We start from the raw sequence: 18993 nt of genomic DNA, 5'->3' as shown, positions 1-18993 counted from the left end.
ATAGGTTCTATAAACGTACTGTCTTACTATTTGTATCTTTTAAACGTTTGAGCTCTTTTTTCATAAAGTATATGGCAATGAGAACGCCTGGAATTTCTGCAGCGGGACCTGTGTACCATATACCTTCTACACCCCAGAATTTCGGGAAAATAAATAGAAACGGTACCATGAACAACAGTATTTTGCTAACACTAATAAACGTTGCGGACCAGTTTCTCTCTTGTGATTCGAAATAACCTGAGATAAGCAAGCTGACTGCATTAAGCGTAAACAAAGAATTGAATACAACTGTCGTCCAAATACCCAGTTTCTGCAATTCAGGATTACCACCGGAAAAAAATGACACAATTGGATCTGCAAAAATGATTAGTATGGCTGTCACAATCACAAAGAAGGCAACCGTAAAAATGAGTCCCATCTTAATTGCTTGTTTAACACGATCAAGGTTGCCCGCACCGTAATTATAACTAATGATCGGTTGAAGTCCTGTCATCCCACCGAGCGCTGCTAAGGCAAGCAGATTTGTAATGTAACCGTTTTGAATCGTGAAAGCGGCAACGTGCAGCCCACCACCGTAGCTTTGCAGTAAGTTGTTGAAGAAAATAATTGCAATAAACATCATGAACTGACTCGAGAAAGATGCAAAGCCCGTCCAAGCCACTTCACCGATCGTCTTGAGATTAATCATCATATCTTTCATTTTTGGCTTAAGTTTTGTTTTACCAAACCAGAAATAAAAGATTAGGAAAACAGGGATCGATTGCGAAATCGTATTGGCCCATGAGGAACCCATCATCCCCATGTCATACTTCGTTACCATAATCCATTCTGTAATCCCAGCAACAACTGCTGCGACTAACCAACTGTTCATTGATAATACAGGTTTTTCATCGATATTGATTAAAATACTTAATACAACGGCCAATATCGTTAATGGCAATGAAATCCATAGCAGACGGCTATATTGTACCGCATATGGAAGCGCTTTATTACTTGCTCCGAATAAGGTCATAATATTATTTTCAAAGACCACTCCAAGTACAGCTAACAAAATGGAGAGGAAAAGAGTAAACCATAAAGTTTGTCCCATAATACCTCTAGCTTCTTCGATCTTCCCTTTTCCAAGTCGAAGTGAAATGACCGCTCCGGCTCCCACACCCAAAAGAACGCCAAGCATACGGGTAATAACCATGACCGTAAACCCAATTCCGATCCCTTCGATTTCCAGCTCCTGAAAGCCACTGACGAAATACCCATCGACAACCGCTACAACTCCTAGAATCACGTTAGCCATAATTCCTGCCAAAGCAAACCGTAAATATAGTAACGGAATACTTTTGGTTCCCAGCACTGAATCATACGCCGGCTTATTCATTACTTCTAGTTGCTCTATCTTCGATAACGGACGGTTGTCTACTATTTTCATGAGCATGTCCCCTTATAAATAATTTATATAGCAAGTTAAGCTCAATTAATTCGCATACCAACCTACAGGCTGGGCATGCTGGTGGATATTGATTTGCTTCGTTTCCATAAAGTGCTCCAGCCCAACAGCACCTAACGCTCTGCCGATTCCACTTTGCTTATACCCTCCCCAAGGACCTTCAACATAAGCGAGATGATAACTATTAATCCAAGTAATTCCCGCACGCAATTTACTAATGACACGTTTTGCTCGATCCATATCTTCAGTAAATACAGCACCGGCTAATCCATAAATGGAATCATTCGCTTTTTGGATGGCATCTTCCTCATCTTTAAATTTCTGTACAACAAGGACTGGACCAAAAATCTCTTCCTTAACAATACGCATATTCGCATTTACATCAGCAAAGATCGTTGGCGCAATAAAAAATCCTCGATCAAGCCCATTTTCTATTAAGCGCTTACCACCACAAACTAATTTTGCACCTTCTTCGATTCCGCTCTTGATGTAATGTAAAACTTCATTCATATGAGGCTCGTGTGTGAGGGCTCCCATTTCAATGTTCTCGCTTTCCCCGTTGCCAACTACAATTTTGCTTGCACGCTCGGCCAATCTTTCAACAAACTTATCGTAAATGGTCTCTTGTACAAGCAAACGAGATGCAGCTGAACAAACTTGCCCAGCATTGTGGAAAATACCAAACATCGCATTCTCGACTGCAGTTTCAAAATCCACATCGTCGAACACAATAAGTGGAGATTTACCACCCAGTTCAAGTGTGATTTTTTTCATATTGCCCGCAGCTGCGCGCATAATGCTTTGACCTGTTTTTGTTCCACCGGTAAAGGCGATCTTGTCAACATCATGGCTCTCGGCAAGCTCATTCCCAACCTTTGATCCAGGTCCCAATACCAAGTTTGCCACTCCGTCCGGAAGTCCAATCTCTTCGATAATTTCAAAAAGTTTGAATACGCTTACAGGAGTGCCATCAGCAGGCTTAAGTACAATTGTATTCCCTGCGGCGAGTGCAGGAGCAATTTGCCAAACAGCTAACATAAGCGGGAAGTTCCAAGGTACAATAAGTCCACAAACACCAATCGGTTCATGAATAATAATTGTTTCCGAAGAATCAGCACGAGTGTAAGATTCCTTTTTCATGCCTTTGATCAAGTCAGCATAATAGCGGAAGCATTGAATCGATACCGGAATATCCACATAAGTGGTTGCACGAATAATCTTACCGTTATTTGCAGTTTCCAAGCGTGCAATTTCAGCTGCCTTCTCTTCAAGACGGTCTGCAATCTTATAGAGATAGTCAGCTCTTTCATCAGCCGATAAATCCGACCAGATTCCGCTGTCAAACGCTTTACGAGCCGCCTTGATTGCTATCTTCGCATCGTCTGCTGATCCATAAGCAGACGTTGCGATCACCTCTCCGGTTGCAGGATTGATAATGTTTCGTCTAGCACCGGATAACGCTTCTATCCATTTCCCGTCAATGAACATGTTAATTTTCATAAACAACTCTCCTTTACGCAATAATATCTAACAGTTTGAAACCAATATGTGCTAGATTGACCAGCATCGTTTTCTGATTATAGAACGGGAATGATTTGAGGCGTTCCTTTTCAAATCGATATCCACCTGCACTCCCCGTAACGATCCATTGTGCCAATAACTTACCAAACAATGTCGAGAGAGACGCACCGTGTCCCGTATAACCCGTTGCGAAATATGCGCCTTCTTTGGATCTGCCGATAACCGGGAACGTATCAATTGTAACCCCGATAAATCCACCCCAACGGAAATCAATCTTGCTTCCTGCTAGTTTTGGCATTATTTTAACCATGGCATCGTAAACACTTTGATAAACAGCATCGCCTAAGTTTGGACGAACATCGCCACCGCCAAATACGATCCGATTATCTGGTGTACGTCGGAAATAGTAAAGGAAACTGCTTGTATCAAAAACCATGCGATCTTTAGGAATGACGGTACTCACCAGTGATTCTGGAAGCTGTTCAGTAGCAATAATACGTGCCGAAATTGGCAGTACGCCTTTGTTCAGTTCATTCATGATTTTTCCAGAGTAACCATCTGTAGCCACAATAATGTCTTTCGCAGTAACAGCACCTTTTTCTGTTACAACTTTCACACTGTTTCGACCGTACTCAATAGATAGTGCTTTCGAATGCTCAAAGATTTTTGCACCGATCGATTTAGCTGCTTCTCCCAAACCAATTGCATAGTTCAGTGGCTGGAACGAGTAACTCGAGTTGTCGACTAAGCAGCCATAATAATGTGGAGAATCGATCTCTTGATGCAACTGACTTCGATCAAGCACGCTTGATTCGTACCCGAAATTTCCGTTTAAGTATTCGCTTTCATGTTTCAATCCTTCAAAATGCTTGGCTTTGTAAGCCGCCACAATGTGACCTGTCTTTCTAAAGTTACAGTTGATTTGATGCTCGTCGATGATGTTTTTAACCAGTTCAACACTAAATAGGGAGAGATCGTTAAGCTGTCTCGCCTCGTCGGCACCATACTTTTTGGCAAGCTCCTGCATCGTTGGCTTATAGCCTGGCAATACCATCCCGCCGTTACGACCGCTTGCGCCATATCCGATCGTTTCTTGCTCAAGGACAATGACACTCTTCCCTAATTTTTGCAAATGATATGCAGAAGAAAGACCTGTGAAACCTGCGCCAATAATGACAACATCCGCCTCTTCATTTCCTTCAAGAAGTTTTCCTTTTTCATAGCTGTTTGCAGTCGCTGTCCACAGTGAGAGAGTATCCATTCGATCCATCTTATCCATAGCTAATTCTTCTCCTTTTGTGACATGTATGTTACAATACAGTCAAAAATTATTCAAAATATTCAAACTTCTTAAGTCTATCATATGACTTGGAGTTTCCTCCAAGTCAATAGCCATTTGAGAGTTTTTTGAATTCATTTTTGTGAAAAAAGTGGAGTAACTCCACTTTTTTCGTTGGGGGGCATCTATGAAAATTGGTACATTTGCAAAGCTTTTTCATGTTACAACTGATACCGTTCGTTATTACATTGAACTGGGATTATTAATACCAGACAAAAAAAACACCCAGTATCAAATGAACCAATTGTGTCTCGACGACATGGCTTTTATTACTGAGCTGAAAAAACTTCATTTTTCACTGCTAGAAATTCAACAAATTTTATCGTATCAGCGTGTCACAAACTTCTCGGACCATGAGGATATCGACTACTACAACAACTTGCTCATTGATAAAAAGAACCAGCTGACCAAGAAAAAAGAAGACATATCAAAAGCTATCCAATTGATTGAAAAAGCGGTTCAAACCAGCTCGCCTTCATCCAAAGAAGAGAACCTTACAGGGATCCCAATTTCCTTTGTAAATCTGCTCTATTGTCCGAAGTGCCACATTCCACTTGAAATGAAAGATGTAACGATTAAAAAAGTCTACATTCAAACGGGGAGTTTAACTTGTACTTGTGGATACGAGGCAGCTATCGAGGAAGGTATTATCATTACCGCGAACTTGTACGAGACGTCTCCTTATCCATCTTATTTTTACGATAAAGAAACGATTAAAGAGATCCATCCCAAAATGATTAACTTATTTGAAAAAAGTAATTATTGGTTTCAAAAAGTTCTACAAAATGTAGATTTGAAAAACAAATTAATCGTGGAAACAAACGTTGACGCTTTTGTGTCACTACCCAAATATATCGATGTTCTTGAAACGAGCGCATCCTATGTATTCAGTGGCTATTCGCTTGCGATGCTCAAGAAGGTTAGAAAGAGAATTGAGCGTATGAATCCGAAGCCAAACGTCCTTTATATTTTGAATTCTGATTTAAATCTGCCATTGAAACCGCTTAGCATCGATATTTTTGTGGATAGTTTTACAGCAACTGATTTTTCACTGCTCAATCCGCAGTTTCCAATTCATGTTCTAAAAAACTATTTCCATAGCAGTTCAACAATTGTCGGCGGGTACTCCTATTATGATAGCTCGGCCAAATCCTTGAAAAATATTTCAGCCTTATATCCAAATTCCCACGAGCATATTTTATATCCAAAATACTTAGAAGAAAATTTATCAGTCAACGGATTTCAAATCACGCAAAGTGAAAATATCGGTTACTGTACAGATCCAGGACCTTATTTTGATTATCATGTAATAGACGAAAAATTCCACATGCTAATGTATTTGGCTAGTACGAAAAAATAGCGCACAAAAAGAGGCTGTCCGAAAAGTAGGCTAGTTCACGGATGAGACAGCTCCCTTGTAGCTAAAATCATGGTTAATCTGAAAAATTGAGGAAGCATTAAAAGATTATCTTCTGTAGAATGGTGTATTACAATGAACAACGTTACATGGTTTGCAGTAAGTAAAAAACAAATTACAGATAAAGAAATCCAAGCATTTTTGGGAAAGTTAAAGGCGGCCCAGACCAAATAAATCAAACAGCATTGAAACATCTTGAAGAAATAATGGATGGACCGGGAGGTTTTATCAAAATTAAAAATCCTAAAGGAATAGAATTTTTGGAGAAAAAACTACAAGATGGAAATGGAGTTCGATTAAACCTTGATGGAACTTTTAAATGGTATATCGACCAGTAAAAAGGGTGAGTTATAAATGGAAAATTTAGAGATTATATTAACTGATTTTAATAAGAGAAAAATTGATAAATTAATTTACGGAGAACTTAAATTATCTACATTAAAACTTAAATCATCACATTTTTATAATAATATTTCAGAAAAAGATTTGGATTTTTCTCAAGTGAAAAACATAAAAGAGATTCTATCACCAAAAGGAACAGGAAATATATTTTTAGAAGAATTGAAGTTAGGTATTTCATAAAAAAACGTAGTAATAGTTTTCTCGTTTGATGAACAATATGGTGACATTGTATTTAACTTTCCTGAAAATGAAATATTAAAGGATGAGAGGAACGATAATAAGTTAAGGTTGAAAAAGCTAGTACATTTTCTAGTTGATTTGAAAAAAAATTATGATATTCCAAAAGTTATAATTGGTTATGAACCTATAACTGATGAGGATACTTTGTTAATTGAAATTAATAATATAGTAACTAATTATGACAAAAAAATAGAAAAAATACTTTCTTAATTTATGAGCCTTAAGGTAACTACCTTAAGGCTTTTTTAGGGGCGGAGTATCGAATTAACCTCTTCTTTATTCCAAGTCAATGGAATAAAGGTTCTTGACATTGACACGTTGAATACTGAAGTGGAGGAAATTTCGTTAGAGTTAAAAGAAACAGGAGTTACCATATATAATTGCCTGTTTGAAGATGAGTACTGAAAATTATTACCTGATTAAGAAATGAAAGTAGTATAATTTTGTGGAGATACTACTTGATTAATCTTATAGTATACAAAATACATACCTAGGAAGGAAATGATTATGACAGAATTTAAAAATAGAATGGATGTATCCGATCAAGAAAAGTGGGATTTAACGGATATTTATAAAACGATTGAAAACTGGGAAAACGACTATCAAAAAATCGAAACCTTAACAGAGGATTTAAAAAAATTTAATGGAACTATCCATGATGGTCAGAGCCTACTTGCCTATCTTACGAAAAGTGAAGAAATATCAAGTTTGTTTAATTTAGTCTATGCTTATGCAAGACTTCAATCCGACCTTGATACACGTGATACAGAAGCGCAGTCCCTTGTAGATAAAGCATCACAATTACATGTTAAAATAAGTGCTGCTCGTTCCTTCTTTTCTCCATTTTTACTTAGTATCGATGAGAAAACATTACATTCTTATATAGAGGAAAACGAAGGCTTACAATATTTTAAAGAAGACTTATTTGAATTATATCGATATAAGAAACATGTTTTAAACAAAGATAAAGAAGAAATCTTATCTCAAATGGGTGAAGCTCTCTCTTCTCCTCAGCATACATACGGAATGCTTAATAACGCAGATATTACATTTGGAGAAGTTACAACCAAGGATGGTAATAAAGTAAATTTAACACGCGGGATGTATTCAAAATTAATTAAGGATGAAAGTCGAGATAAGAGAAAAGAAGCTTACAAAGCATACTATCAACCTTATGTGCAATTAAAAAACTCTATTGCTTCTACCTTAACAGCAGCTATAAAAAACAATGTTACCATTTCAAAAATTAGAAACTATCCATCTGCTTTAGAAAGGTCTTTATTTGGTGATATGGTTCCAAAAGAAGTGTATGATACTTTAATTGATACAACTAAAAAGAACATTGCATCTCTACATACATATAATCATTTACGAAAAGAAAAATTGCAGCTAGATGAATTAAGACAGTGTGACTTAAATGTTGATTTAGTAAAAGGTGTAAAGCAAGAGATTCCCTATGATGAAGCATTCGAAATCATGCTTACATCCCTTTCTCCACTCGGTGAAGAATATCTTCAAACACTTCGAGGTTTTAAAGATAAACGTTATATAGATGTAAGAGAATTACCTGGAAAACGTTCGGGTGCCTATAATTTTGGCGTATATGGCGCTCACCCTTTCATCCTGTTAAATCATAATGATGACTTAAATAGTCTCTTTACACTTACTCATGAATGTGGGCATGGTATGCATACATATTATTCACATAAGTTTCAGCCGAGAATCTCTGCTCATTATTCAATCTTTGTGGCCGAAGTCGCTTCTACAGTGAATGAAATACTCTTAATTCACCATCTATTAAAAGAAGCAAAAGATATAGACGTACGCAACCATTTAATCAATCACTTTATTGATCAATTTAAAGGAACTTTCTTTACACAAGTTATGTTTGCTGAATTTGAAAAGATTACGCACGAAATGGCGCATCAAGGTAAACCATTAAACGCCCAAGCATTTAATGATGTATATGAAAAATTATTTAGAGAATACAATGGGGATACACTCATATTCGATGAAGAAGTAAAATATGGATGGGCTAGAATCCCTCATTTTTACCGACCATTTTACGTTTATAAATACGCTACCGGATTTGCTTCCGCAATTCAAATTGCAGATCAGCTTTTAAGTGGCGATCCTACCGCTCAGCAAAATTATATCGAATTCTTAAAAGGTGGAAGTTCAGATTATCCGCTCAATCTTTTAAAGAAAACTGGTGTAGATTTAACAACGCCAAAACCAATTGAAAGTGCACTAGGACGCTTTAGTAAACTAGTTGAAGAATTTTCGTCACTGTAATAAAAAAGCCTCTCACGCTAGAGGCTTTTTCAAATTCATTTTCCTTCCAATAAATCTTTTGCCATCTTCCGAAATTCCTGATTAAATTCATCGGTCATACCGTTTTGAACATTAGAGAATAGAATAACAAAAATTCGTTTATCCCAATTGAAATTATTAAATGTATTCCACCCAGCTAATACACCGTGATTATGGTAATAATCTGGATAAATGTAAAAACTAAATCCATATTTTCTTGCAGGTGATACAGTAAACATATCTGATAAACTTTGTTTGGAAAGAAGTTTGCCAGTCATAATCGCCTCATCTAATTTCTTCATATCTTCTACAGTTGTATACATTTCACCACAACCGTATAGCCAGTTCATTCTTAACCTAGGAGCAGATATGAATTCATTATCTTTCTTTGTATAACCTTCTGCGAAAAATATATCTCCAGGGAATTTTGCCCCCATGCCAGATTCATGCATTCCAACTGGAGTGAAAATATGTTCTTTTACATATTCAGCTAATGGTTGTTTAGAGATTTTTTCTATAACATAGGCAAGTACCATATAATTATAATCCGTATATCTCCAACCTGTTCCAGCAGGGAATTCAAGATTTTGTGAACCAATCCATGTCACTAATTTTAAACGTGATGCCGCATCAACTTTCCCTTGCCCTTGTTCAGGTAATCCAGATGTATGTGTCAATAAATGTCTTAAAGTAATATTTTTATCCGCTGGGAATGAAGGAATATATTTATTTACATTATCTTCTATATTCAATTCCCCTTTTTCCTGCAACTGCAATATAGACACTGCCACTACTGTCTTAGTGATAGAACCAATACGATATTTTGTTCTTGGCGTTGTTAAGACTTTATCCTGCATATTTGCATAGCCATACCCTTTTCGCAAAATCACATTATTTTGATCCGTCACAAGTGCCGTTCCATTAAATCCCTTTTCTTTTAAATATTGGTCTAATTTTTGTGTTGCCCCAGCATAACGATTTCGCTGATTTCTATCTACTTTCGGTGTATCTGTTTCTAGTTTACTAGTAGAATCTGAAAATGCCTTTAAATTCTGCGTTTTACCTTTATTTGTTTGCATGAACATATATACACTTAAGCAAAAAATCGCGATAATAAAGCAAACGATTAAACATCTCTTAAACATACAGGAGCCCTCTTTTTATTCAATTTATACTTGTTACTCTTTTCATTGTTTTATTCTATCTCTATTCATTTAAAAGAAGACTTTAATTTTTGCTTAAATTTATTGAAGAACTATATTCGAGAAATGAACTACATATTACTATTTCATCCTCAATTCTACTACTATAAATTAGCATGTCTCTTGATTATCTATATCTTCCTAAAAAGTTTGTATTATTGGAAAGTTATTCAAGAGAAGCTTCCCATACTCAAATTTTTGATCACTTACTATTGTATTTCTTTCTTAGAAAATTTCCACCCAACAATCCGATTCATCTCACTATAATTTTGTTTTTTTATGTAACATTCCTTGCAAACAACATATACAATAATGCCAAAAAAGGTAATCTATTAGCATTCATCGATAAGCAAAATTAACTAGATAGTGAAATGTTCAGTTATCGAACAAACAAAAATAGCATGGTATTTATCGAGTATTACGGAAAATAAATTATGATTGTCAAAAGAAAAGAAAAATTTTCAAGTAAAATAAATCATGCAAACAATAAAAAGAGAGGAAGCTCATTACGGCCAAAATAATAGGGAATTTCAAAAGAGGAAATGAACGAAAAGTAAATATTAATAAGAATAAGAATCAAATTCATTTATATGTCATAATATCACCATTTTAAAATTCATATCAAAATTGATTATACATCATATTGCAAAAAAATGTCATTCGTATGACTTTTTTTGCAATTTTTCAATAAACTTATTGCTGAAACAAACAGTAATATAGCCATACACACCCACGCCCACGTATACCCTTTGATATCCATTATGAAGCCAAAAACAGGCGGAGCTAAAATAATAGCAATTTGATTTAGCGTAAGTGCAAAGCTAACCGTAATTCCTACTGAATCCTGCCACGATGTTTCAACAACTTCAACCATAAAAAGACTAAACCACCCAATGCCGAAGAACCCTAATAAGCCGCTAATTGAACTACCCCCACCTTCACTTCTTTTAGAGGTGGATGTCTTCTCGGTTAAAATGATAAAATATTATAGTTTATAAAAAACAAGTACTAATACGTTTTTTTCATTGATTAAGGATATAATGTACATGACTACAAGTGAATTATAAAAACAATGCGCACCAACTAATCAATATTAAATTCCAATCTTCTATATTCTCAATAAAATGGAGAATATCATTGAATATTTATATCTATGCTTTATGTAACAGAAAAAAACGTAAAAGAAGGAGATACAATGAAAAAGAAAAAAGAAACAAAAGAAACCGGATGGAACTTAGACAATAGTTATGTCCGTCTACCGGAATCATTTTTTTCCACCCTTAGCCCAACCCCTGTAGGCTTACCAAAGTTAATCATTCTCAATCATCCTGTGACAACATCCCTAGGGCTAAACATTGAGGAACTACAAAGCGAAGATGGAGTAGCGGTTCTTGCTGGAAACCGAATTCCCGAAGGTTCTATCCCTCTTGCTCAAGCTTATGCAGGGCATCAATTCGGGCATTTCAACATGCTAGGAGACGGCCGTGCGCTGCTAATCGGTGAGCAGATTACTCCTTCAGGTGAACGATTTGATATTCAATTAAAAGGCTCTGGTAGAACACCATACTCCCGCCGAGGGGATGGCCGCGCCGCACTTGGACCAATGCTACGCGAGTATATTATCAGTGAAGCAATGCACGCGCTTGGTATTCCTACTACCCGTAGTCTAGCTATAGTATCAACAGGTGAGTCAATCATACGCGAAACTGCTTTACCAGGTGCAATTTTGACACGTGTAGCTAGCAGTCATATACGCGTTGGCACATTTCAATACGCAGCAGCAAGCGGTTCAGTTGAGGAGCTAAAAATTTTGGCTGACTATACGATTAAGCGTCATTTTCCAGCTATTCAATCACAGGAAAATCCATACCTAGCGTTACTACAAGAAGTGATGAAGCAACAGGCCAGCTTAATTGCAAAGTGGCAACTCGTTGGCTTTATTCACGGGGTAATGAATACCGATAACATGACCATTAGCGGAGAAACCATCGATTATGGTCCTTGCGCCTTCATGGATGAATATGACCCAGCAACGGTATTTAGTTCCATTGACACGCAAGGCCGATACGCCTATGGTAACCAGCCGTATATTGGTGTATGGAATCTCGCGCGATTTGCAGAATCTCTATTGCCGCTTCTACATACAGACCTAGAACAAGCTGCCCAAATAGCCCAAGATGCGATTTCAGATTTCGGCACACTGTATGAAAAGCATTGGCTCGCTGGGATGCGGACCAAACTAGGTATATTTAACGAAGAAGCAGAAGATAAAGCCCTCATTGATGAGCTCCTTAAAATTATGGAGAAATATCGCGCAGACTATACTAATACCTTCCTTGCTTTAACTTTTGGTACACATAAAGATACCGATTTGTTTAAAAGTCAAGAATTTACGAGGTGGAATGAAAAATGGCAGGCAAGATTAAGCAGACAGGAGGAGTCGAAATCTTCTTCAGATCAGCTGATGCGAGACACCAATCCTGCGATAATCCCACGAAATCACCGCGTGGAAGAAGCATTAGATGCCGCAGTCAAACAAGGGGACCACAGCGTAATGGAACAACTGCTTGTTGTTCTTTCAAATCCTTATGCTCACTCTCCTGAACAGTCTGAGTACTGTACACCACCGGCGCCATCATCCCGCCCTTATCGAACTTTTTGTGGTACATGAGAAAGAATTAAGTTAACACCTTCTCATGATTTACTATTTTTACAACATAATGCTACTCCTTTACCTAATGGAGTGGCATTTTTTCGGTTCTGATGCAAAATCATTTAATATAGATATAGAACCTACACAGTTTGTTCAACTACTCTTTTCTCAGCGCTAAATACAATTGATTGTTTTTTCATAATATCTAGTGGTAAATCTAGATCTCTATTTTATTAGATAAAGAGAGGCCAGCCAGCATCCAAACCAGGAAGATAAAATATCTGAATAACATGTGGAACAATACCATCGTTTTATTAAGAAACGAGTACGCTCTATGTTGGGATTCAAGTCATTTAAAACAGCAACCTCTATATTGAGTGACGTTGAAGCCATGCATATGATAAAAAAGGAACAGATTGATTTAGAAAACCAGTCTGTCCAAAACCAAAAAGAGTTCATCCGCCAAGCGTTTAGACTTATAGCATAAAATACGATTCCGTTAAGAGTCTACTATTCTCCGTGTTATTCTTCATATATTTGCACCAGAACCGATTTTATCCAATTATTTTAGAATATTAAAATAATTAATAATAATACAAGCAACGAATATACTATTCATTTTTTTGTTATCATTATCATTTTTTATTTGTGACAACTTGTTGAACAACGGATTATTATACATAACCTAGAAAAAAATAGAGAATAATGTAGATTTTTGTCTAATGATATGTATGTACACTTCCTATCTGCTAGATATAGACTGTGAAGTGTAAGGACCTTATCTTACAAAAAACTTAAAGGAGGCTTATAAAATGGGGAAATTTACAGGATTTTCAAAGTTTACACTTGCTACATTATTAGGAATAGGTAGCTTAGGTGCCTTTTCTCAAACAGAAGGTGTAAAAGCTGAAAGTTTGGATCGTATTTCTCATGAAAATGTTGAATTTAATTCACCTTCTACTATCACAAATACTTTTGAACAAAGAGCTAATATTGTCCCTGAATCAAAAGTAATCACAAACCATTATGTGAAGTACTCAAAAACTAGTTATCAGGTTAAAGAAAGTATTCCAAAAGAAATTTATTATTCATCAGATGGTTTTAAAGGTTATATACAAGCAACAACTATAATTGATATTGGTGACCATTTCCTGACTCTCTATTCCGGAACTGTAATTCGATGTTAATTTCATGATTACGTTTATTAAAAGTAGTTTAAAACTTGTGGATTTACAAAAAATAAACCACAAAATTATTCAATTTTATGGTTTATCAAATAAAAGATAATGCTAAGACTACGTCTAATGCTCTTAGATTACCTTCCCCAAAGTTAATTATAGAGTATTAAAGTATTACTGTACAATCAAAAAGCACTCGAATGAGTGCTTTTTGATTGCTATTCCTAATGAAATTCTTTTTCTTTTCTAAAATCTGTTCATACTATTGATTCACAAAGCACTTATGCCCAGATATACAAATCATTTGTGTGAGATTTTTACATACATGTTTGAAATAAAAACTTACATGAATGATTTTAAAAGTTCTTGTACGAATGGAATTACTCCACCCACAAATTTTAAAACAGCCATTGCGATTGCCATAGTATTTCCTCCCCTTGTTTGAGTATTAAGATGTGGTAAATCTTATACCTTCATTTTAGATACATTCCGATATGCAATATTTCATATTAAAAATGTGTTTTATACAGTTATAATAGAATAGGTAAATTCTAAAGCACTCTTAAGTGAACAAAACAGCTAATGAACATATAAAAAAGAAGAGGATTATAAAAACCCTCTTCTTTTTTATGTTAATAAATCTAAGCTTGAATTCATGTTGGTCCTACCTAACTAGTAATTTAATACATAACAGAATATCCAGAAGGGATAGTTTCAAGGGTTTTTTGTAGCTTTTTTATATAAATATCATATTTTTATCTTTAACATTAGGGAATATTGTTAGATGCATATATATATTTTCATTAATCTCTTTTTTTTTAGATATTTAATGATACACTATATGTTGTATAATGCGAGAGAAATGGTTAAAGGTGGTTATTATAGGTGAAAAAGATATCATTATTTTTGATAATTATTAGTTTGTTATTAAGTGCTTGTAATGGTACTAATATTATTAAAAAAGAAGAGAAAGTTGTAGAAAAAAATACGAAGGGAAATAGCATTATTCCGAAATATTCTATTTCTGATAATTATTATAAAACTATTATTCCTTTAAAAGAACATAAAATAATAAATACAGTTAATATACAAACTAATTCTAAATTAGATATAGATAAATTAGAATTAGGTTTAATGAATATGGCATCTAAGCAATTTGATACAAAAAATCATTTATTACAAAGAAGTGAATATATTGCTCAAAAAACAATAGACGAATTACTCACAAAACAAGAAATACCTTATGTATCTAATATTATAGAATATGATTATTATACTAAGAAAAATTCAGGTGAATTGAGTTTAGCTGGTGTTGTTATCGGTTTAGCCATGACTTCAAATCATTCTAATGAAGAAGCAAATGTTAAGGGCAGTGAAATTGCTAATCAACTTTTAAAAGTTCTTTATGATAATAAGAACTTTGTAAAAGTTCCTATTACTTTTTCTATTTTTAAACAGGAAACTTCTGATTCTTTAAAAGCCGGTACTTTTATTTCTAGTGTAACAGTACAAAAAGGTGAGAATAGTATAGGACAGTGGGTTAATATTAACGAAAAATCCTTTGCTTATCCTTCTGATGATTTTAAACAAGTATATAATAAAGATAATGAAGAGTTAGATAGGTTTTCTAATAAAGTGAAAGAATTCAATAAAGCTGATTATATACCGGTTAATGCTACAATTTTTTATAAAGATGATCATATGGATACTATAAATATGAATGTTTTAGTTAAATTTAATGGTAAATCAGAACTGATTGCTTTTACACAAATGGTAGTCCAAAATATATTAGATGTTTTCCCTAAAGATGTTAAGGTTCAAATGAATATAAAGTCAGAGCAGAAAGTTGAAGCAGTTGTTGTAAGAGAAAAAAATGAAGATGAACCTTTTGTTTCTTTTATTGAATAATGAAAATAAAAAAGACAGTTATTATACTGTCTTTTTTATTTTCATTATTAGTTTAATGTACCATGGTTATTTTATCATTAGCGCTTTAAAATAATTAGGCGAACAAGTGAAAAAAGATTGTGCTCTAAAACAGATTATTTAGCTCTACAATTGTATCCGCTTCTATAAGCTTAAGTTGCTGCCCCGATTTAACCTATTCGTAACGAAGTGCTTCAATTGGATCTAATTTCGCCGCCTTATTCGCTGGAATTAACCCGAAGATAATACCAAGCGTCATCGAGAATAATACGCCGCCAACAACTACTTGCCATGAAACGAGTGGTGGCCATTTCGCAAATGTGGAAACAATATATGCGCCCCCGTAACCAAGACCAATCCCGATTAATCCACCAAGAAGCGTTAACATAACAGCCTCAATTAAGAATTGCAGTAAAATTTTACTACGCGTTGCTCCAAGTGCTTTACGTACCCCAATCTCACGTGTACGCTCTGTTACAGATACGAGCATAATGTTCATAACCCCTATACCACCAACGACTAATGAAATACCAGCAATACCTCCAATAATCATCGTCATGATATTTGTCATTTTAGAAATACCATCTTGAATTTCTTTTAAATTCATTACCTCATATTTACCTGTAAACTCACTTGGCTTACGACTATTTAATGCATCAGCCGCTTTCTTTCCAGCGTCATCTAAATTATCGACATTTTTCGCTTGGACAGAAATCTCTTGAATTTCATCTGTTCCATACAACGACGGCCATAACGTTAGTGGAATTAGAACTTCTGAACCTCCCATTCCCATGAATCCGCCCTCGGCTTTATATACACCAATAATTTGCAGCGGTTGGCCTTTCATTTCAATAATCTTTCCAACTGGATTTTCTTTTTCAAATATCTTTTCTTCTACATCGGAACTAATCATGACAACGTTATTTCCATAATCGATATCTGTATCATTTAAAGAACGACCTTTTAACACCTTAACTTTATTCGCAGCGAAATATTCGCTGTCTAGCCCTTTAATATTCACCATATCTTTTTTATCATTGACATCAAGTGTTTCCATGTTTGAATTCGTCTTAATTACGTGTGAAATCTCTGGAAGCTTTTTAATTTCAAAAATATCTTCTTCTGTCAATTTCGGTTTTCCCATGGATTCCATACCAAATGAATCATTCATGTCAGGAGTATAGTGAATAGAAATCACACTATTCCCAGAACCAACAAATTGTGATTTTAACGCTGCTTCCCCGCCCTGCCCAATCGCAACAACAATAATAATAGAGCCGACACCGATAATAATCCCAAGCATTGTAAGTGCTGAGCGCAGTTTATGAGCTAGAATAGAAGATAGGGCAATCTTTATACTATCTAGTAAACTCATATCACACACCTTCTATCTTCTGTAATTTCCCCGTCCCTTAGCACAATTCGGCGCGAAGAATACGCCGCAACTTCATCTTCATGCGTAACCATAACAATCGTTGTACCTTCTGCGTTTAACTTTGTGAAAATATCCATAACCTGCTCTCCAGATTTCGTATCAAGAGCACCTGTTGGTTCATCGGCCATAATGAACGTTGGGTCATTTGCAATGGAACGTGCGATGGCTACACGCTGCTTTTGCCCACCTGAAAGTTCGCTTGGCAAGTGATGCACGCGGTCAGACAATCCGACTTTCCCAAGTGCTTCAAGAGCTCTCTGACGGCGCTCCGCTTTCTTCACGCCGCCATATATAAGCGGAAGTTCTACATTTTCTACCGCTGAAAGACGTGGCAATAAGTTAAAATGCTGGAATACAAAACCGATATATTCATTACGAATAAGGGCAAGTTTTGCTTCATCTGCCGTTAAAATATTCACGCCGTTTAACACATATTCCCCTTCTGTCGGACGATCTAAACAACCGATAATATTCATGAGGGTTGATTTCCCTGAGCCAGATGGTCCCATAATGGAAACAAACTCACCGTTTTGAATTGTTAAACTAATACCATGTAAAATCGGTACCGCTAGCTTCCCTTGGTAATATGTTTTATGAATATTGTTTAACGTAATCATTTTTCTTTCACTTCCATTCCGTCATACACGTTGTCGGAAGGATTTTTAACCACCTTTTGTCCCATTGTTACACCTTCAAGAATTTCTGTCCAATCTCCATCAGTAGAACCTTTTTTCACATTTTGTTTACGAAGCTTTCCTTTGTCTTCTACATAAACAAATAGATTACCAGCTTTTTCAATAATACTTTTACTAGGAACAGCAATCATCTTCTTATTCTCTAAGTTTACTTGCAGTGATACGTGATAGCCTGGAGATAAACCTTCTTGTCCATCTAAACTAGCTTTATATGTATACTGAGACATATTTTGTGTTCCCTCACCAACACCAGCTGCTTGAGCCATCTCTACACTTGTCGGAAATTCACTTACTTCTGTAATTTTCCCTGTCCATTTCTTCTTACTATTTGCTTTTACAGTTGCAGTAAATGTTTGATCTTTTTGGATTTGTGATTTTTGAAGTTCTGTTAATGTCCCTTGAATTTGGAATGGTTCTTTAGATGCGATTTGTAAAAATGATTTTCCTTGTCCACCCATTGCTTGCGTCGAACCTTGTGCTGCATCTTTATCTAATTTTTGTACAACACCAGCAAAGTTACTATAAATTGTGAGTTCATCTTGTTTTTTCTTTAATTGTTGTGATTGTAATTGACCTTTTTCTTTCTCAAGTTCAGTTGTTTTTTGCTGTATTTCTAGTTCACTTACTTGCTCTTCTAACGGATCTGTTACTTCTTTTCCAGCGCCGCTATCTTTTGCTTTCTTAATCTCTTTATTTAGTGAATCTATTTTCTTTTTCCCTTGATCATAGCGCATTGTTGCCATTTTTTGATCAAGCTCAGCTTGCTTCAATTGTAGATTGATTTCTTCATTATCATAAGAGAATAACTTCGTCCCTTTTTCTACTTCTTGCCCTTCTTTCACCGCAATATCCTTCACTTTTCCTTTTGTCGGATCTGCATAGAAGCTCTCAATATTCCCAGGCTTTACTTGTCCAGAAATCAATTTTGTATTATTGAGTGTACGTTCTGTTACTTTCTCAAAGCTAACAGCGTCTCCCTTTGCTGTCTCCTTCTTCTTACCTTGCATAACAAAAATATTGACGGCTGCAACGATGACAATTAATGCAATAACCCCAATGATAATCCATTTTTTCTTTTTAGTTGGTCGATGTGTTGTAGTTGGTAACATAATGTCTTCCCCTTAATGATGATATAATTTAGTACATACGTTTATTGAACAATTTATATGGGACAACCACCTAAAGTAACTGGCTATAAACCAAAAAATAAAAGCTAATAACCTTTTAA

Annotated in this window: 15 protein-coding genes and 2 pseudogenes; 9 read left to right on the top strand and 8 right to left on the bottom strand. The window is 35.5% G+C overall.

Going from position 1 to position 18993, the window contains the following annotated elements; all coding sequences use genetic code 11:
• Positions 1 to 7: 7 nt before the first annotated feature.
• The 3 genes from C568_RS0111305 to C568_RS0111295 are packed head-to-tail and all read right to left on the bottom strand — an operon-like array spanning position 8 to position 4244.
• Entirely contained in the window at positions 8 to 1426 is a 1419-nt protein-coding gene (locus C568_RS0111305) for an MATE family efflux transporter (RefSeq protein WP_018781568.1), read from the bottom strand.
• 45 nt (positions 1427 to 1471) lie between these two features.
• On the bottom strand, positions 1472 to 2944 hold the full coding sequence (locus C568_RS0111300) for an aldehyde dehydrogenase family protein (RefSeq protein ID WP_018781567.1): 1473 nt from the start codon (positions 2942 to 2944) through the stop codon (positions 1472 to 1474).
• Positions 2945 to 2957: 13 nt separating this feature from the next.
• A complete protein-coding gene (locus C568_RS0111295) occupies positions 2958 to 4244 on the bottom strand; it encodes an NAD(P)/FAD-dependent oxidoreductase (RefSeq protein ID WP_018781566.1) in 1287 nt (428 codons plus the stop codon).
• A 187-nt stretch (positions 4245 to 4431) separates the two neighbouring features.
• On the opposite strand from C568_RS0111295, the gene C568_RS0111290 reads away from it, so the two are divergent.
• From C568_RS0111290 to pepF, 5 genes are all read left to right on the top strand, one after another.
• Positions 4432 to 5664 carry a MerR family transcriptional regulator gene (locus tag C568_RS0111290; RefSeq protein ID WP_018781565.1) on the top strand — a complete coding sequence of 411 codons (1233 nt, stop codon included), beginning with the start codon at positions 4432 to 4434 and terminating at the stop codon, positions 5662 to 5664.
• A gap of 242 nt (positions 5665 to 5906) precedes the next feature.
• The gene (locus tag C568_RS35325) at positions 5907 to 6059 is read left to right on the top strand and encodes a hypothetical protein (RefSeq protein WP_018781563.1); all 153 of its coding nucleotides are present in this window, start codon (positions 5907 to 5909) and stop codon (positions 6057 to 6059) included.
• 16 nt (positions 6060 to 6075) lie between these two features.
• The gene (locus tag C568_RS34695; protein WP_018781562.1) at positions 6076 to 6303 is read left to right on the top strand and encodes a hypothetical protein; all 228 of its coding nucleotides are present in this window, start codon (positions 6076 to 6078) and stop codon (positions 6301 to 6303) included.
• Positions 6304 to 6411: 108 nt separating this feature from the next.
• Positions 6412 to 6573 carry a hypothetical protein gene (locus C568_RS35320; RefSeq protein WP_018781561.1) on the top strand — a complete coding sequence of 54 codons (162 nt, stop codon included), beginning with the start codon at positions 6412 to 6414 and terminating at the stop codon, positions 6571 to 6573.
• A 297-nt stretch (positions 6574 to 6870) separates the two neighbouring features.
• On the top strand, positions 6871 to 8658 hold the full coding sequence (pepF, locus tag C568_RS0111270) for an oligoendopeptidase F (protein WP_018781560.1): 1788 nt from the start codon (positions 6871 to 6873) through the stop codon (positions 8656 to 8658).
• Between the two features lie 35 nt (positions 8659 to 8693).
• Here the strand turns inward: pepF and C568_RS0111265 are convergent, their stop codons facing one another.
• Both C568_RS0111265 and C568_RS0111260 read right to left on the bottom strand, forming a co-directional pair.
• The gene (locus tag C568_RS0111265; protein WP_018781559.1) at positions 8694 to 9821 is read right to left on the bottom strand and encodes a serine hydrolase domain-containing protein; all 1128 of its coding nucleotides are present in this window, start codon (positions 9819 to 9821) and stop codon (positions 8694 to 8696) included.
• 688 nt (positions 9822 to 10509) lie between these two features.
• Positions 10510 to 10800, bottom strand: a pseudogene (locus C568_RS0111260) (hypothetical protein); the annotation flags it as partial.
• A gap of 273 nt (positions 10801 to 11073) precedes the next feature.
• Here C568_RS0111260 and C568_RS0111255 point away from each other — a divergent pair.
• From C568_RS0111255 to C568_RS0111235, 4 genes and pseudogenes are all read left to right on the top strand, one after another.
• Positions 11074 to 12549 (top strand): protein adenylyltransferase SelO, encoded by a 1476-nt coding sequence (locus tag C568_RS0111255; RefSeq protein ID WP_029427162.1) that lies wholly within the window; start codon positions 11074 to 11076, stop codon positions 12547 to 12549.
• A 248-nt stretch (positions 12550 to 12797) separates the two neighbouring features.
• Positions 12798 to 13018: pseudogene (locus C568_RS31820) on the top strand (DDE-type integrase/transposase/recombinase); the annotation flags it as partial.
• A 325-nt stretch (positions 13019 to 13343) separates the two neighbouring features.
• The gene (locus C568_RS0111245; protein WP_018781555.1) at positions 13344 to 13718 is read left to right on the top strand and encodes a hypothetical protein; all 375 of its coding nucleotides are present in this window, start codon (positions 13344 to 13346) and stop codon (positions 13716 to 13718) included.
• An 876-nt stretch (positions 13719 to 14594) separates the two neighbouring features.
• Complete coding sequence (locus C568_RS0111235; RefSeq protein ID WP_018781554.1) at positions 14595 to 15617, top strand: CamS family sex pheromone protein; 1023 nt, start codon at positions 14595 to 14597, stop codon at positions 15615 to 15617.
• 193 nt (positions 15618 to 15810) lie between these two features.
• Here the strand turns inward: C568_RS0111235 and C568_RS0111230 are convergent, their stop codons facing one another.
• From C568_RS0111230 to C568_RS0111220, 3 genes are read right to left on the bottom strand one after another with little or no spacing between them, the layout of a single operon-like run.
• Positions 15811 to 17010, bottom strand: a complete 1200-nt coding sequence (locus tag C568_RS0111230) for an ABC transporter permease (RefSeq protein ID WP_018781553.1) — start codon at positions 17008 to 17010, stop codon at positions 15811 to 15813.
• A complete protein-coding gene (locus tag C568_RS0111225) occupies positions 17007 to 17687 on the bottom strand; it encodes an ABC transporter ATP-binding protein (RefSeq protein ID WP_018781552.1) in 681 nt (226 codons plus the stop codon). The genes C568_RS0111230 and C568_RS0111225 overlap by 4 nt, the downstream gene beginning before the upstream one ends.
• The gene (locus C568_RS0111220) at positions 17684 to 18874 is read right to left on the bottom strand and encodes an efflux RND transporter periplasmic adaptor subunit (RefSeq protein WP_018781551.1); all 1191 of its coding nucleotides are present in this window, start codon (positions 18872 to 18874) and stop codon (positions 17684 to 17686) included. The genes C568_RS0111225 and C568_RS0111220 overlap by 4 nt, the downstream gene beginning before the upstream one ends.
• Positions 18875 to 18993: the final 119 nt, after the last annotated feature.

It is taken from the genome of Bacillus sp. 95MFCvi2.1, from assembly GCF_000374965.1.
Taxonomy (GTDB): domain Bacteria; phylum Bacillota; class Bacilli; order Bacillales; family Bacillaceae_G; genus Bacillus_A; species Bacillus_A pseudomycoides.
Note: the sequence above shows the minus strand (reverse complement) of the source record. Positions and strands in the feature narration are given on the sequence as shown.